Origin of the sequence: Methylobacterium sp. OAE515, from assembly GCF_041806315.1 — a bacterium.
Classification (GTDB): Bacteria; Pseudomonadota; Alphaproteobacteria; order Rhizobiales; family Beijerinckiaceae; genus Methylobacterium; species Methylobacterium tardum.
On sequence record NZ_JBGMUV010000001.1, the window covers coordinates 6,042,920 to 6,057,468 of the forward strand.

13 protein-coding genes are annotated in these 14,549 nt (G+C 70.0%); 9 read left to right on the plus strand and 4 right to left on the minus strand.

Annotated elements, in window-relative coordinates; genetic code table 11:
- Positions 1-102: 102 nt before the first annotated feature.
- Positions 103-927 carry an aldo/keto reductase gene (locus tag ABIE45_RS29445; RefSeq protein ID WP_192707964.1) on the minus strand — a complete coding sequence of 275 codons (825 nt, stop codon included), beginning with the start codon at positions 925-927 and terminating at the stop codon, positions 103-105.
- A 307-nt stretch (positions 928-1,234) separates the two neighbouring features.
- On the opposite strand from ABIE45_RS29445, the gene paoA reads away from it, so the two are divergent.
- The 4 genes from paoA to ABIE45_RS29465 all read left to right on the plus strand — a co-directional run bounded on the left by paoA (position 1,235) and on the right by ABIE45_RS29465 (position 6,749).
- Entirely contained in the window at positions 1,235-1,885 is a 651-nt protein-coding gene (paoA, locus tag ABIE45_RS29450; protein ID WP_192707963.1) for an aldehyde dehydrogenase iron-sulfur subunit PaoA, read from the plus strand.
- A 10-nt stretch (positions 1,886-1,895) separates the two neighbouring features.
- Complete coding sequence (locus tag ABIE45_RS29455; RefSeq protein WP_192707962.1) at positions 1,896-2,867, plus strand: xanthine dehydrogenase family protein subunit M; 972 nt, start codon at positions 1,896-1,898, stop codon at positions 2,865-2,867.
- Between the two features lie 22 nt (positions 2,868-2,889).
- Complete coding sequence (locus tag ABIE45_RS29460; RefSeq protein WP_192707961.1) at positions 2,890-5,112, plus strand: xanthine dehydrogenase family protein molybdopterin-binding subunit; 2,223 nt, start codon at positions 2,890-2,892, stop codon at positions 5,110-5,112.
- 95 nt (positions 5,113-5,207) lie between these two features.
- Positions 5,208-6,749: an AMP-binding protein gene (locus ABIE45_RS29465; RefSeq protein WP_192707960.1), complete on the plus strand. Its 1,542-nt coding sequence runs from the start codon at positions 5,208-5,210 to the stop codon at positions 6,747-6,749.
- Positions 6,750-6,969: 220 nt separating this feature from the next.
- Here the strand turns inward: ABIE45_RS29465 and mgtE are convergent, their stop codons facing one another.
- The gene (gene mgtE / locus ABIE45_RS29470) at positions 6,970-8,382 is read right to left on the minus strand and encodes a magnesium transporter (protein ID WP_373622798.1); all 1,413 of its coding nucleotides are present in this window, start codon (positions 8,380-8,382) and stop codon (positions 6,970-6,972) included.
- A gap of 397 nt (positions 8,383-8,779) precedes the next feature.
- Between mgtE and pqqA (ABIE45_RS29475) the strand changes: the two genes are divergently transcribed.
- Together pqqA (ABIE45_RS29475) and pqqA (ABIE45_RS29480) are read left to right on the plus strand one after the other, a co-directional pair.
- Entirely contained in the window at positions 8,780-8,869 is a 90-nt protein-coding gene (pqqA, locus tag ABIE45_RS29475) for a pyrroloquinoline quinone precursor peptide PqqA (protein WP_007559223.1), read from the plus strand.
- Positions 8,870-8,949: 80 nt separating this feature from the next.
- Entirely contained in the window at positions 8,950-9,039 is a 90-nt protein-coding gene (gene pqqA / locus ABIE45_RS29480; protein ID WP_007559223.1) for a pyrroloquinoline quinone precursor peptide PqqA, read from the plus strand.
- Positions 9,040-9,261: 222 nt separating this feature from the next.
- On the opposite strand, the gene ABIE45_RS29485 is transcribed toward pqqA (ABIE45_RS29480), so the two are convergent.
- Positions 9,262-10,509: a nucleoside transporter C-terminal domain-containing protein gene (locus ABIE45_RS29485; protein ID WP_192707958.1), complete on the minus strand. Its 1,248-nt coding sequence runs from the start codon at positions 10,507-10,509 to the stop codon at positions 9,262-9,264.
- Between the two features lie 57 nt (positions 10,510-10,566).
- On the minus strand, positions 10,567-11,208 hold the full coding sequence (locus ABIE45_RS29490) for a TetR/AcrR family transcriptional regulator (protein WP_192707957.1): 642 nt from the start codon (positions 11,206-11,208) through the stop codon (positions 10,567-10,569).
- A 101-nt stretch (positions 11,209-11,309) separates the two neighbouring features.
- On the opposite strand from ABIE45_RS29490, the gene ABIE45_RS29495 reads away from it, so the two are divergent.
- The 3 genes from ABIE45_RS29495 to ABIE45_RS29505 are packed head-to-tail and all read left to right on the plus strand — an operon-like array spanning position 11,310 to position 14,546.
- The gene (locus ABIE45_RS29495) at positions 11,310-12,161 is read left to right on the plus strand and encodes an SDR family NAD(P)-dependent oxidoreductase (RefSeq protein WP_192707956.1); all 852 of its coding nucleotides are present in this window, start codon (positions 11,310-11,312) and stop codon (positions 12,159-12,161) included.
- Position 12,162: 1 nt separating this feature from the next.
- Positions 12,163-13,071 carry an alpha/beta hydrolase gene (locus tag ABIE45_RS29500; RefSeq protein WP_192707955.1) on the plus strand — a complete coding sequence of 303 codons (909 nt, stop codon included), beginning with the start codon at positions 12,163-12,165 and terminating at the stop codon, positions 13,069-13,071.
- A complete protein-coding gene (locus ABIE45_RS29505; protein WP_192707954.1) occupies positions 13,068-14,546 on the plus strand; it encodes an NAD(P)/FAD-dependent oxidoreductase in 1,479 nt (492 codons plus the stop codon). The genes ABIE45_RS29500 and ABIE45_RS29505 overlap by 4 nt, the downstream gene beginning before the upstream one ends.
- Positions 14,547-14,549 lie beyond the last annotated feature (3 nt).

Sequence of the window (14,549 nt, forward strand, 5' to 3'; positions counted from 1 at the left end):
CGTCTAACTTATGGGGGCCGGAGGCGCCTGTCCAGATATGCTAGCTGTGAGCATAAATCTTTTGCGGCGCGATGTTATGCTGCGCCGCCGAAGGCCGACCGGTCAGCAGAAGGTGGCGGGGTCGGGTCCGATCCGGCCGTCGGGCCGATCCACGGCCGCGATCTTCTCCATCTCGTCGGCCGCAAGTTCGAAATCGAACAGCGCGATGTTCTCGAGGATGCGCTCGGGCCGGGCGGTCTTCGGGATGGCCACGCAGCCGATCTGAATTTGCCAGCGCAGCACCACCTGGGCGGGGCTCTTCCCGTGGGCTTTCGCGATCGCCACGATGACCGGGTCGTTCAGCTCCTTGCCCTGTCCCAGCGGGCTCCAGGATTCGGTCACGATCCCGCGACTGGCATCGTCGGCCCGCGGCGCCTTGCGCTGGAAGCGCGGGTGCAGCTCGATCTGATTCACCGCGGGCGCGACGCCCGTCTCGCCGATCAGGGTGGCGATGTGCTCGGGCGTGAAGTTCGAGACGCCAATCGACTTCGCGCGCCCCTCCTCACGGAGCTGGATCAGGGTCTTCCACGTCTCGACGAACAGGCGCCGCTGCGGGCACGGCCAGTGGATCAGATAGAGATCGACATAGGACAGGCCGAGGCGCTGCAGGCTCTCGTCGAAGGCACGCCGCGTCTCGTCGCGACCCTGGCGGTCGTTCCAGAGCTTGGTGGTCAGGACGATCTCGTCCCGGGGCACTTGCGCGTCGCGGACGGCGCGGCCGACGCCGGCCTCGTTGCCGTAGATGGCGGCGGTGTCGATCAGGCGATAGCCGGCCTGGAGCGCCCGGCCGACGAGGTCCGGCGCCTGTGCGTCCGAGAGCTGCCAGCAGCCGTAGCCGATCTGCGGGATGCGGCGCCCGTCGTTGAGCGGCAGGGTCGGGACGGCCATGGGGCGAGATTCCGGTGTCGTTGTCCGATCAACCCAAACGCTCGCAGCGGGACGCGTTCCAAGGCGCCACCGTCTTTGCGAGCAACGCGAAGCAATCCGGCGGCGCCACGGTCACCGATGTCGCCCTGCCCTGGGACGCTTCGCTGTGCTCGCGAGGACGAACTGCCGGAGTCCAGCAGGCGACCCCGCGCAGCCGCGATGAACGGGCGCAGTCTGGACCGGATCTAATCCGGCGAGCTGGGCGTTGGCACACCGGATTCCAGACTGCGTCGCGCCGTGATGCGTTGCGCACGGGCGGGATAACAGCATGACAGACGCGACTTCGAAGAAGCCGTTCGCCTTGACGCGGCGGGCCGTGGTGGAGGGCTGCGCCGCGGCCGGGGCGCTCGGCGCCCTCGGTCTCCGGCCTGCCCCCGCAGCGGCGGCACCGGGCGATCCAGCCCCGCAGACGATGCCGGTGCGGCTCACGATCAACGGTCAGCCGCAGGACCTCGTCCTCGACACCCGCACGACGCTGCTCGATGCTCTGCGCGAGCATCTGGCGCTCACCGGCACCAAGAAGGGCTGCGACCACGGCCAGTGCGGCGCCTGCACGGTGCTGGTGGACGGAAGGCGGATCAATTCCTGCTTGACCCTCGCGGCGATGCACGAGGGCGATCAGATCACCACGATCGAGGGGCTCGCCACCGGCGACCAGCTCCACCCGATGCAGGCGGCCTTCCTGGAGCATGATGGCTTCCAGTGCGGCTACTGCACGCCGGGCCAGATCTGCTCGTCGGTCGGCATGCTGAGCGAGGCCAAGGCCGGCTGGCCGAGCCACGTCACCGAGGACGTCGCGTCAACGCCGACGCTCAGCGATGCCGAGATCCGCGAGCGCATGAGCGGCAACATCTGCCGCTGCAGCGCCTACCCGAACATCGTCGCGGCGATCCGCGACACCGCCGCCAGCAACCTCTGAGGGGGCGGACATGAAGGCTTTCACGTACGAGCGTCCGGCCACGGTTCAGGACGCCGCGAAGCTCGCGGCCGAGCGGCCGAACGCCAAGTTCATCGCAGGCGGCACCAACCTCCTCGACCTGATGAAACTCCAGATCGAGACCCCGGCGACCCTGATCGACGTCAACCGGCTGCCGCTCGACAAGGTCGAGGCCACGCAGGAGGGCGGCCTGCGCGTCGGCGCGCTGGTGCGCAACTCCGACCTCGCCGCCGACCCACGGGTGCGGAAGGACTACGCCGTGCTGGCGAAGGCGCTGCTGGCCGGCGCGTCGGGGCAGCTGCGCAACAAGGCGACCACCGCCGGCAACCTGCTCCAGCGGACGCGCTGCTACTATTTCTACGACACAGCCATGCCCTGCAATAAGCGGGAGCCCGGCTCCGGTTGCTCGGCGATCGGCGGCTTCAACCGGATCATGGCGGTGGTCGGGGCGAGCGAGGCCTGCATCGCCACCAACCCATCCGACATGGCGGTGGCCATGCGGGCGCTGGACGCCACCGTCGAGATGATGAATCCGGACGGGCAATCGCGAAAGATCCCGATCGCCGACTTCCACAAGCTGCCCGGCGACACCCCGCAGATCGAGACCGAGCTGCGCAAGGGCGAGATCATCACCGCCGTAACGCTGCCGAAGCCTGTGGCGGGCACGCACATCTACCGCAAGGTCCGCGACCGGGCGTCCTACGCGTTCGCCACCGTGTCGGTGGCCGCGGTGATCGCCGGCGAAGGCGGCAAGCCGACAGCCGCGCGCCTCGCCTTCGGCGGGCTGGCGCACAAGCCCTGGCGGGTCGCCGAGGCCGAGACCGCCCTGGTCCAGACCGGCTCGGCCGACGCCGCCGCCGACGCGGTGCTCAAGGGCGCCCGCGGCTACGGCAGCAACGACTTCAAGATTCCGCTGACCCGGCGGACCCTGCGCGCCGTCGTGGCGCAGGCGACCCGCGCGTAGAATCCCGGCAAGGACCGTTCCCATGGAGATGAACCAGCCGATCGGCCGGACGCCCCTCGACGACCGGCCCGACGGGCTTGTCGGCAAGCCGCTGAACCGGGTCGAAGGCAAGCTCAAGGTCACGGGCCGCGCGCCCTACGCCTACGAGACGCGGGCGCTCGAGAACCCCGCCTACGGCTTCATTGTGCCAGCGACGATCGCCTCCGGCACGATCCGCTCGATCGACGCGGAGGCCGCCCGCAAGGCGCCGGGCACGATCCTGGTCCTGACCCATGAGAACGTGCCCGAGCAGGGCGAGAAGAAGGAGCAGGTCTGGCCGCAGCTCCAGGGAACCGAGGTCAGGTTCTACGGGCAACCCGTCGCCTTCGTGGTGGCCGAGACCTTCGAGCAGGCCCGCGCCGCAGCGATGCTGGTCAAGGTCCGGTACGACGCGGCCAAGCCCAAGGGGCTGCTCAAGGACAGCCTTGCGGCGGCCTACGAGCCGAAGCCGGTCAACTCGCCGCCCGATTCCAAGCTCGGTGATTTCGACGCGGCTTTCGCAGCCGCACCGGTGAAGCTCGACGTGGAATACGTCACGCCGAACCAGATCCACGCGCAGATGGAGCCGCACGCCACCATCGCCGCCTGGGACGGCGACGGCGTCGTGCTGCACACGTCGAACCAGATGCCGAACCGGGGCCAGAAGGCGCTCGGCTCGGTGCTGAAGCTGCCGCCCGAGAAGGTGCGGATCGTCAGCCCCTATATCGGCGGCGGCTTCGGCGCGAAGCTCCAGGTCCAGCCGGAGGCGACGCTCGCAATCCTGGCCTCGAAGGTCATCCAGCGGCCCGTGAAGGTCGCGCTGACCCGCCAGCAGGAATTCCACGTCGCCACCCACCGCACCGACACGATCCAGCGGATCCGGCTCGGTGCCGACGCGGAGGGGCGCCTCTCGGCGATCAGCCACGAATCTTGGTCCGACACCGCCGAGGGTGACGGCTTCTTCGAGACCTCCGCCAACGTCACCCGCTCGCTCTACGCGGCGCAGAACCGCGTGACGCGTCACCGGCTCGTGAACCTCAACATGCCCATCGCCTCGTCGATGCGTGCCCCCGGCGAGGCCGTGGGCCAGCTCGCCTTCGAGTGCGCCATGGACGAGCTGGCCGAGCAGCTGAAGGTCGATCCAATCGAGCTGCGGGTGCGCAACGAGCCGGCCGAGGATCCCGAGAAGAAGGTGCCGTTCTCCACGCGCCAGCTCGTGCCCTGCATGCGCGAGGGCGCCCGCCTGTTCGGCTGGGACAAGCGGCAGGCGGCGGGCAGCCGGCGCGAGGGCAACTGGCTCGTCGGCATGGGCATGTCGGCTGCCGCCCGCCTCAACCCGCTGATGCCGTCCGCCGCCAAGGTGCGGCTCGGGCCGGACGGCGTGCTGGTGATGCGGATGGCCATGACCGATCCCGGCACCGGCACCTACACGATCCTCACCCAGATCGCCGGCGAGATGCTGGGGCTGCCGCCCGAGCGTGTGCGGGTCGAGATGGGAGATACCGACTTTCCCTTCGCCTCCGGGTCCGGCGGCTCGTTCGGCGCCGCCTCGGCCGGCTCGGCCCTGTACGTGGCCTGCGACAACCTCCGGCAGGCTCTGCTCAAGGCCGGGGACCTCAACCCGGACGGGGCGACGTTCCGCGACGGCGCGGTCACGTCGGGCAACCGCACGGAGTCGCTCACCGACCTCGCCGGCTCGGGGCTGGAAGCGGCGGGCGAGATCAAGCCCGGCGAGATGAAGCAGAAGTTCTCGCAGTATTCCTACGGCGCCCACTTCGCCGAGGCCGGTGTCGATGTCGACACCGGCGAGATCCGGCTGCGGCGGATGCTCGGCGTCTTCACCGGCGGCCGCATCCTCAACGCCAAGACCGCGCGCAGCCAGGCGATCGGCGGCATGACCTTCGGGGTCGGCGCGGCGCTGATGGAGGATGCGGTGGTCGATCCGCGCTACAGCTACTTCGTCAACCACGACATGGCCGAGTACCACGTGCCCGTGCACGCCGATCTGCCGGAGATCGACGCGGTGTTCCTGCCCGAGCTCGACGACAAGGCGAACCCGCTGAAGAGCAAGGGCCTCGGCGAACTCGGCATCTGCGGCGCCGGCGCCTCGCTCGCCAACGCCATCTACAACGCCACCGGGATCCGGGTTCGCGAGTACCCGCTGACGCTCGACAAGATGCTCAAGGGCTTCGAGGAGCAGGAGGGGCAGGCGCAGCGGCGGACATGATCCGGAGCTGCTGCGCGCGGCACCCCGCCGAAGGTTGACGGACAGGCGCCCAGGCAGGACACCCGGCCAAAAGCCCGAATGCGGGGGAGCGCCCGGTGCCCGAGAGCCTGTCCAACGACCGCCAGCCACCCGCGCGGTTCAACGCCGCGCGGTACTGCCTCGCTGAGAACGCGCGCCTGCGCGCCGACAAGACCGCCCTCGTTCTGGTCGGGGATGGGACGGCCGACCGCCTCAGCTTCGGCGCGGTCGAGCATTCGGCACGCGCGATCGCGGCGGGCCTCCTTGGTCTGGGGCTCAAGCCCGGCGACCGGGTGATGATCCGGATGGGCAACGAGGCCGATTACGTCCTCGTCTATTTCGGCGCGCTGGCGGCCGGCCTCGTCGCCCTGCCCTCCTCGCCGCAGCTCGCCGAGGCCGAGGCGGCGTTCCTGATGGAGAATTCCGGCGCCGCCGCGGTGGTGGTCGGCAGCGGCTGCACGGTCGCGCCCGAAGCGCTGGGTGACCGCATCCTGCTCGACGCCGCCGCCGTCGCACGCATGAAGGCGGGGCCGCCCCTGCCCGACTACGCCGACACCGCCGCCGACGATCCGGCGATGCTGATCTACACCTCCGGCACCACCAGCCGGCCCAAGGGCGTGCTCCATGCCCACCGCGCCGCCTACGGCCGCCGGCCGATGCTCGACCACTGGCTCGGGCTGACCGAAACCGACGTGATGCTGCATGCCGGCACCATGAACTGGACCTACACGCTGGGCGTGGGCCTGAGCGATCCGTGGTCGGTGGGCGCCACCGCGGTGCTCTACAACGGACCGCGCGATCCCGCGGTCTGGCCGCGCCTGATCGCCCAGTACGGCGCCACCCTGTTCGCCGCCGTCCCGACGCTCTACCGGCAGATCCTCAAGTACGGCGATCTCGGCGCGCATGACCTGTCGAGCCTGCGCCATGGCTGCACGGCGGGCGAGCCGCTCCCGGTCGAGTTGCTCGACGCCTGGACGCGCGCGACGGGCAAGCCCCTCTACGAGGCGCTCGGGATGAGCGAGATCTCGACCTACATCTCCAGCGGCCCGACGATCCCGGTGCGGCCCGGCTCGCCCGGCAAGCCGCAACCCGGCCGGCGGGTGGCGATCCTCCCAACGGAGGGCGACGCCGTTCCCCTGCCAGCAGGCGAGACCGGCCTGCTCGCCGTCCACCGGTCCGAGCCGGCGCTGATGCTGGGCTACTGGAACCGACCCGAGGAGGAGGCCGAGGTGATGCGCGGCGACTGGTTCGTCGGCGGCGACCTCGCGCGGCTCGATGCGGACGGCTACCTCTGGTTCGAGGGCCGCAACAACGACCTGATGAAGGCGATGGGCTACCGGGTCTCGCCCAACGAGGTCGAGGTGGTGCTCTCCGCCCATCCCGCGGTGGCCGAGGTCGGCGTGGCCGAGTTGCCGGTGCGGGCCGACGTCTCGGTGATCTGCGGCTTCGTGGTGCTCCAGCCCGATGCCGAGCCCGACGCGGACGCCCTGCTCGCGTGGTGCGCCGAGCGGCTCGCCGCGTACAAGCGCCCGCGCGAGATCCGCTTCCTCGACGCCCTGCCGCGCACGGCGAACGGCAAGGTGCAGCGGAAGCGGCTGGCCGAGGCGGTAGCGGGGTGAGGGGTCCGGCGCGGGTCCGATCTGCGTCCCCGCAGCGTCGCAAAGCCGCCGTTCCATCCCGCCATTCCGGGGCCGCGCAGCGGAGCCCGGAATCCAGACGCACCGACGCGCCAGGATCCTGCAGAGACAGCGGTTCTGGGTTCCGGGCTCGCCTGCGGCGCCCCGGAACGACGGCGGGGATCACCGGCCGCAGAGGGGCCGCGCTCGGCGCAGAAGCACCCTACAGCAATGTCCCGCGCAGGATCAGCAGCGCCACCGAGAAGTAGATGACGAGCCCGGTCACATCGACCAGGGTCGCTACGAACGGTGCCGAGGCGGTGGCCGGATCGAAGCCGATCCGCTGGAGCAGGAACGGCAGCATCGAGCCGGACAGCGACCCGAACGTCACAATCCCGACCAGCGCCGCGCCGACCGTGGCGGCAACCAGCGGCCAGTGCTCGCCGTAATCGTAGAGGCCGAGCTTCTGCCAGGCCACGATCCGGATCACCGCGATGATGCCGAGGATCGTTCCGAGGAAGATCCCGGTCGGCAATTCGCGCAAGGCCACCCGCCACCAGTCGCGCAGGCGGATCTGGTGCAGCGCCAGCGCCCGGATCAGCAGCGAGGTTGCCTGCGAGCCGGAATTGCCGCCCGAGCTCATGATCAGCGGGATGAACAGCGTCAGGACGATCGCCTTCTCCAGTTCGCCCTCGAAGCCCTGCATGGCCGAGGCGGTGAGCATCTCCGAGAGGAACAGCGCGCACAGCCAGCCGGCGCGCTTTCGGATCATCGTGAAGAAGCCGATATCCATGTAGGGCTCGGGCAGCGCCTCCATGCCGCCGAAGCGCTGCACGTCCTGCGTCTGCTTCTCGATCATCGCGTCGATCATGTCGTCGACCGTGACGATGCCGATCACGTGGCCGACGGCATCGACCACCGGCAGCGCCAGCAGGTCGTATTTGGAGATCAGCCGGGCCGCCTCCTCGCGGCTCGCCGTCGGCGACACGGCGAGCGGCCGCCGCCCCGGCGCGACGCTGAGCACGTTGTCGTTGGGATCCCCCGAGATCAGCCGGCGCAGCGGCACCGCCTTGGTGAGGGCGCGGGTCCGAGGGTCGAGCACGAAGATCGCGTAGATGGTCTCGCGGGTCTTCTCGACGTGGCGGATGTGCTCCAGGGTCTGGCCGACCGTCCAGGTGCCCGGCACGGTGACGAACTCGGTGGTCATCAGCGAGCCGACCGTCTCCTCGCCATAGGCCGAGAGCCGGTCCACGGCGCCCCGGGTCTCGGCATCGAGGCGGGCGCGCAGGTCGGAGCGGCCCGGCTCCTCGATCTCGCGGAACACGTCGGTCACCCGGTCGGCCGACATGCCCGACAGGTAGCCCGCGACCCGGTCGCGCGGCAGCATCTCGATGATGTCGGCGACGCAGTCGAGCTCCGGCTGGTCGAGCACCTCGATCGCCCGCTCCATCGGCAGGCCTAGCAGGATGGCGGCGGCGACCTCGGGAGCCTCGTCGTTGAGCTTCTCGACGATGTCGGGGGCGCGCTCGTCCGAGAGCCGCGCGGCCAGCACGGACGGGTCGACGCGCGTATCGAAGAGGGCGATCTCGTTCATGGCCTCGCCTCGTGGGTTACGAGACGACGCGTCGCCGGTCATCCTGGGTCAGGGCCGTGGCCGGCAGCCGCGCCGGTCGCCCCGCGGCCAGGCCTCTCAGCGGCTCAGGCGGGACGACGGCACGGGGCCGGGCACGGCAGGCACGATCGGTCGGGCACGTCGCTTCGCGGGTCGCTGCTGAATGGGAGCGCGACGTCGCCGGAGACGATGTCGCGCGGCTGCGTCGTGCGCCCGCGCGGAAAGCCCGTCAAGCCGAAACCGTTCCCGATTCCGCGCCTTCCGACCGTCCAGCACACTCCGCGCGCGGGTGTCACACAGCGGCACCAGCGTGCGCCCCGATCAGAGTGGCGTCCCTATGAGAAATATAAGTGTTGCGCTCGCTTGTATTGCGTCCAAGATATTGCCTATATGCCTCTCAGCAACAGCGAGGAGAAACGCCATGGCCTGGTCCGCCCCGATCGTGTCCGAGATCTGCGTCGGCATGGAAGTCACCAGCTACGAGTCGGCTGAGATCGACACCTTCAACTAAGTCTCTGCGGTCCGAGGCGGATCGTGCCTCGGACATCGCAGTCGCCAACTAAAATTCCCGAATCTTGTCAGGAGGAAAACATGGCCTGGTCTGCCCCGATCGTTTCCGAGATCTGCGTCGGCATGGAAGTCACCAGCTACGAGTCGGCTGAGATCGACACCTTCAACTAAGTCGACGACAGGACGGTTTGGGCGCCGCTTCATTCGAAGCGGCGCTTTTCGTTTGTGCAGTGTCATGACCGGTGCACCCGGCGCGTCAGACCTCCCGGCAACAGATCGAAGGTGCCGCGAACTGAGGATTGTCGTGCCGGCTGCGCCTTCCGGCCGGCCTAAGAGACGCCCAGCCGAACTGGAACGATTGTCGGATGCCGGCCCAAGGACGCCGTGGCCGAATCAGCTCACGAAGAGCCCCGCGATGGCGGCGCTCGTCAGATTCGAGAGGGACCCCGCCAGGATCGCCCGGAGCCCGTAGCGGGCGACCTCGGAGCGACGCTCGGGGACGAGGCTGGAGAAGCTCGCGAGCTGGATCGCGATCGACGCGAAATTCGCGAAGCCGCACAGGGCGAAGCAGACGATCGCCTGCGAGCGCGGATCGAGCGTGCCGGCCTTCAGGGTCGGTGACAGGTTGGCGTAAGCGAAGAACTCGTTGAAGGCGAGCTTCTGGCCGATCGCGCCGCCGACCAGCGTCGCGTGCTCCCACGGAACACCGAGAAGCCACGCCAGGGGGCTCAGCACCCAACCGAGCACGCCCTCGAACGAGGCGCCGGGATAGCCGAACCAGTTCCCCGCTGTGCCGAGAAGCCCGTCTGCCAGCGCGATCAGCCCTACGAAGGCGATCAGCATGGCGCCGACCGAGACGGCCACCGCCAGCCCCCTCTGTGTGCCGTCCGCCGCCGCCTCGATGATGTTGGCGGCACGGGTCTCGCCGAACTCCACCCGGGTGGTCGCGATCCGGGTCGGCTCGGTGGAGGGCATGAGGATCTTGGCGTAGAGCAGGCCGCCGGGGATCGCCATCACCGAGGCGGCGAGCAGGTAGGTCATCGGGACGCCGAGGGCGGCATAGCCGGCCAGGATCGAGCCTGCCGTGGACGAGGCGCCGCTCGACATGACCGCGAACAGCTCGGCCCCGGTCAGGAGCGCGAGGAACGGGCGCAGAGCCACCGCGATCTCGCTCTGGCCGATGGCGATCGTGATGACGGCGGCGAAGGACTCGATCGGCGCGGTGCCGAGGATCCGCTGGAGCATCGCACCGAGGCCGCGGGCCAGGGCCTGCATCAGGCCGATATGATAAAGCACCGCGATCAGGGCCGAGACGTACAGGATCTGCGGCAGCACCCGCAGTGCCAGGATGAAGCCCGAGCCCCCGAACAGCTCGAACATCTTCGGCTCGACGAGGCCGCCGAACAGGAAGGCCGTGCCGCGGTCCCCGTAGGACAGCACCGTCACCACCACGTCGGCGGCCGCCACCAGAGCGGCCTGTCCGGCGGGCAGGAACAGGACCAGCGCCCCGAGCCCCACCTGCAGCGCGAGGGCCGTCAGCACGACCCGCGGGCGGATCGCCCTGCGGTTCGTGGACAACAGGGCCGCGACGGCGAGCAGCAGCAGGAGGCTGAGGCCGGCATGGGTCAGGCGGTCGAGCATCGCGTCCTTCGGGTCCGAGCTTGGCCGGCGCTTATGGAAGGTTCGGGCCAGCGACCGTTAATCCGGGCAATCCGGCGCGAGATAGGGGGTGAACAGGTCGCGGACCTGCGCGAAGCCCCAGTCGAGATCGGCCTCGGTCAGAGCGGTACCACCCTGGGGACGATGGCTCATCCAGTGGCTGGACACGATCCAGGCATTGTCGATGAGGCGCCCGAGGGCGTCGGGGCCGATCCGGAGGCGCCCGGCCCGCGCCGCCGACTCGAAGACGCCGCGGGCCAGTTCCTGGGTCCGCGCCCGCAGCGCATGGACGCGCGGGCGCAGGGCCGGCGCGATCTCCACCATGGCGATCCCGTCCCGGTAGACGCAGCGGTAGCGCCAGATCAGGTCGAACCACGCCCGCTGGTAGGCAAGCAGCGCTTCCGGTTCCGCGGGATCCGCCGGCATCCGGCCGGCGACCGCCACGGCCTCCGCCTCAAAGCCCGCGAACATCGCCTCCACGAGCCCACTCTTGCGGGGGAAATAATACTGCAGGTTACCCTCACGGATCCCCGTTGCCGCGGCGATCTCCGCCGTCGTCACCCGGCCCAGGCCGCGGGCGTTGAACAGCGCCAGACTTACCGCCAGGATCCGGTCGCGCGTGCTCGGCACGGCTTGGGCCGCCGCCCGCTCGTCCGTCAGTGATGCTCGGCCCCGCGCCATCGTCCATCGTCTCGTCTAGGGTGTTCACCCTAGACAATCTCCGGAGCGGAGGCTATCCCTCGCTCAAGGCCCGGACCAACCGGCACGACGGGAGGCACAGCTTGGCTCAGCGGTTTCAGCTCGCAGGCGCGGTCGCGCTGATCACCGGCGCGGCGAGCGGCATCGGAGCCGCCCTGGCGGCGGGTCTGGCCGCCAAGGGCTGCAGCCTGCTGCTGGTGGACCGGGATCCGGTCGGCCTCGAGGACGTCGCCGGGCAGATCCGGGCGCGCGGCGCCACGGTCGAGACCCGGATCGTCGATCTCGTGGATGCGGACGCGATCCGCGCGCTGCCAGACTGGGCACAGGACCGGTTCGGGCGCCTCGACATCCTGATCAACAATGCCGGCGTGGCGCTCGGCGGCCGGTTCGACGAGACGCATCTCGAAGATTTCGAGTGGCTGATGGACATCAATCTGCGCGCGGTCGTGCGGATGTGCCACGCCTTCCTGCCGATGCTGCGCGCCCGGCCGGCGGCGCAGATCGTCAACCTGTCGAGCCTGTTCGGGCTGATCGCGCCGCCGGGCCAAGTCGCCTACTGCACCAGCAAGTTCGGGGTCCGGGGTTTCTCCGAGGCCCTGCGCCACGAATACGAGGGCACCGGGCTCGGGATCACGGTCGTCCATCCGGGCGGCGTCGCCACCGCCATCTCCCGCAACGCCCGCGGCCGGCGGCCGCCCTCCGATCCCGAGGCGGCCAAGCGCGCGGCGGTCGAGGACGAGAAGGGGCGTGAGGCCTTCGGCAAGCTCCTGACGCTTCCCCCCGCCGACGCCGCGAACGCGATCATCCGCGGCATCGAGGCCCGGGCGCCGCGCATCGTCATCGGCAAGGATGCGCGGAACGCGGCGCTGATCCAGCGGCTGATGCCAGTCGGCTACTGGAAGACGATCGTGCGACTGTCGGGCGGGAACCTCTGAGATGGCGAGCCTGCGCGCCTATATCGGTGCTTACATGATCCGCAGCCGGATGCGCGGGCCGCTGGGCCGGGCGCGGGACGCCGCCGCCTTCCGCCGCATCTTCGAGGCGCCCGCCTTCCCCGATCCCAAGGGCGTGACCTACGAGCCCGGGGCCGTCGGCGGCGTCCGGGGCGAGTGGGTACGGCCGAGATCCGGGTCCGGTCAGCGGATGCTCTACATCCATGGCGGCGGCTTCATCGCCTGCTCGCCGCGCACGCACCGCCCCGTGACCGGCGCGCTGGCGCTGCGCGGCTTCACGATCTTCGCTCCGGATTACCGCCTCGCCCCCGAGCATCCGTTTCCCGCCGCCGTCGAGGACGTCGTGGCGGTGTGGCGGGCCTTCAGCGCCGAGGGCGCGGCCTGCGTGGCCGGCGAATCGGCCGGCGGCAACCTCGCCCTGGTCCTGATGGGCGAGGCCCGCGACCATGGCCTGTCGATGCCCTGGGCCGCCGCCCTGTTCTCCCCCGCCACCGACTTCGTCTCCGAGGACGGCTCGCGCGTGACGAATGCCTGGCGCGACGCGATGTTCGACCCGCAGGCGCTCGCGGCGATCCGGCCGATGTATCTCGGCAAGGCCGACCCCGCCGACCCGCGGATCTCGCCGATCTACGGCGACCCGGCCGGCTTCCCGCCGCTGCTGTTCCACGTGGGCGACCGCGAGATCCTGCGCGACGATTCCGTGCGCATGGCGGAGCGGACCCGGGCTGCCGGGGTCGAGACGGAGCTGACGGTCTTCCCCGTCGTCTCCCATGCCTGGCAGTTCGCCGCCCATATCCTGCCGGAGGCGCGGATCTCCCTCGATGCGGCCGCCGCCTTCCTGAAGGCCCACGCGCCGAAAGCCCACGCCAGCTCCGGGAGCCTCGTGCCATGACCGATCCCGCGCGCGAAACCGCCCCTGAACCGCTGGCGGTTCTCATCGTCGGCGCCGGCTTCTCCGGGCTTGCCATGGCGATCCGCTGCCGGCAGGCGAGGATCGGGCCGCTGCGGGTGATCGAGAAAAGCGACGGCCTCGGCGGCACGTGGCACGACAACACCTATCCGGGCGCGGCCTGCGACGTGCCCTCGCATCTCTACTCCCTCTCCTTCGCCCCGAAGGCCGACTGGAGCCGGATGTACGCCCCGCAGCCGGAGATCCTCGCCTATCTGCGCGAGACAGCCGAGCGCCACGGGCTGATGCCGCTGATCCAGCTCCGGACCACCTTCCAGGGCGCGACCTGGGACGAGGCACGCGCCCTCTGGCACGTCGAGACAGACCGGGGGCCGGTCACCGCGCGGGCGATCGTCTCCGGCATGGGCGGCCTGCACCACCCGGCCTATCCGGACATTCCCGGCCGCGAGTCCTTCGCTGGCTCCGCCTTCCACACGGCGGCGTGGGATCATGCCGTCGACCTCGCCGGAAAGCGCGTTGGGGTGATCGGCACGGGGGCGAGCGCGGTCCAAGTTGTGCCGGAACTCGCCGCAATCGCCAGCCACTTGACCCTGTTCCAGCGCACGCCGCCCTGGATCATGCCCAAGAACGACCATGCCATCGCGGAGCGCGCCAAGGACCGGTACCGGAAGATCCCGTTCGCCCGGCAGCTGGAGCGGGCGCGGCTGTTCTGGCTCCACGAGGTCCGCGCCCTTTTGGGCTTCACCAAGGTCTCGAAGCTGACCGGCCAGGCCGAAGGCCTGGCGCGCCGGCACCTCGCCAAGGCGATCCGGGACCCGGACCTGCGCGCGAAGCTGACGCCCAACTATCGGCTCGGCTGCAAGCGGGTGCTGATCTCCGACGATTACTACCCGGCCCTCCAGCGCCCGAACGTCACCCTGGAAACGGGATTGATCGCGCGGATGACGCCGACCGGCCTCGTCACGGAAGACGGCCACACGCACGACCTCGACGTGATCGTCTATGCCACGGGCTTCGACGTCACCGCGACCTTCGCGCGGATGAACCTCGTGGGGCGCGGCGGCCTGCGGCTGACCGAGGCCTGGGCGGGCGGCATGGGCGCCTATCAGGGAATCACCGTCGCGGGCTTTCCCAACTACTTCATGCTGCTCGGGCCGAATACCGGGCTCGGGCACAACTCGGTCGTGTCGATGATCGAGGTCCAGGTGCAGCACGTGCTCGACTGCCTGAAGGCCCTGGGCCGGGGCGCCAGGGCCATCGAGGTCCGCCCGGAGGCGCAGGCGCGCTTCCTCGACCGGATCCGCACCCGGATGGCCGACAGCATCTGGCAGGCCGGCGGCTGCAAGAGCTGGTATCTCGACGCGCAGGGTCGGAACACGACCCTGTGGCCGGATTCGGTGATGGCCTACCGCCGCAGCGCCCGCCGGGCCCGGATGGTCGATTACCGGCTAGGCTGAGGC

Coding starts and splice junctions, on each gene's coding strand:
- paoA (WP_192707963.1), top strand. CDS start 1,235: ATGACAGACGCGACTTCGAAGAAGCCGTTCGCCTTGACGCGGCGGGCC.
- ABIE45_RS29460 (WP_192707961.1), top strand. CDS start 2,890: ATGGAGATGAACCAGCCGATCGGCCGGACGCCCCTCGACGACCGGCCC.
- ABIE45_RS29490 (WP_192707957.1), bottom strand. CDS start 11,208: ATGGCGCGGGGCCGAGCATCACTGACGGACGAGCGGGCGGCGGCCCAA.
- ABIE45_RS29455 (WP_192707962.1), top strand. CDS start 1,896: ATGAAGGCTTTCACGTACGAGCGTCCGGCCACGGTTCAGGACGCCGCG.
- ABIE45_RS29445 (WP_192707964.1), bottom strand. CDS start 927: ATGGCCGTCCCGACCCTGCCGCTCAACGACGGGCGCCGCATCCCGCAG.
- pqqA (WP_007559223.1), top strand. CDS start 8,950: ATGGCCTGGTCTGCCCCGATCGTTTCCGAGATCTGCGTCGGCATGGAA.
- ABIE45_RS29505 (WP_192707954.1), top strand. CDS start 13,068: ATGACCGATCCCGCGCGCGAAACCGCCCCTGAACCGCTGGCGGTTCTC.
- ABIE45_RS29485 (WP_192707958.1), bottom strand. CDS start 10,509: ATGCTCGACCGCCTGACCCATGCCGGCCTCAGCCTCCTGCTGCTGCTC.
- ABIE45_RS29500 (WP_192707955.1), top strand. CDS start 12,163: ATGGCGAGCCTGCGCGCCTATATCGGTGCTTACATGATCCGCAGCCGG.
- mgtE (WP_373622798.1), bottom strand. CDS start 8,382: ATGACCGGCGACGCGTCGTCTCGTAACCCACGAGGCGAGGCCATGAAC.
- pqqA (WP_007559223.1), top strand. CDS start 8,780: ATGGCCTGGTCCGCCCCGATCGTGTCCGAGATCTGCGTCGGCATGGAA.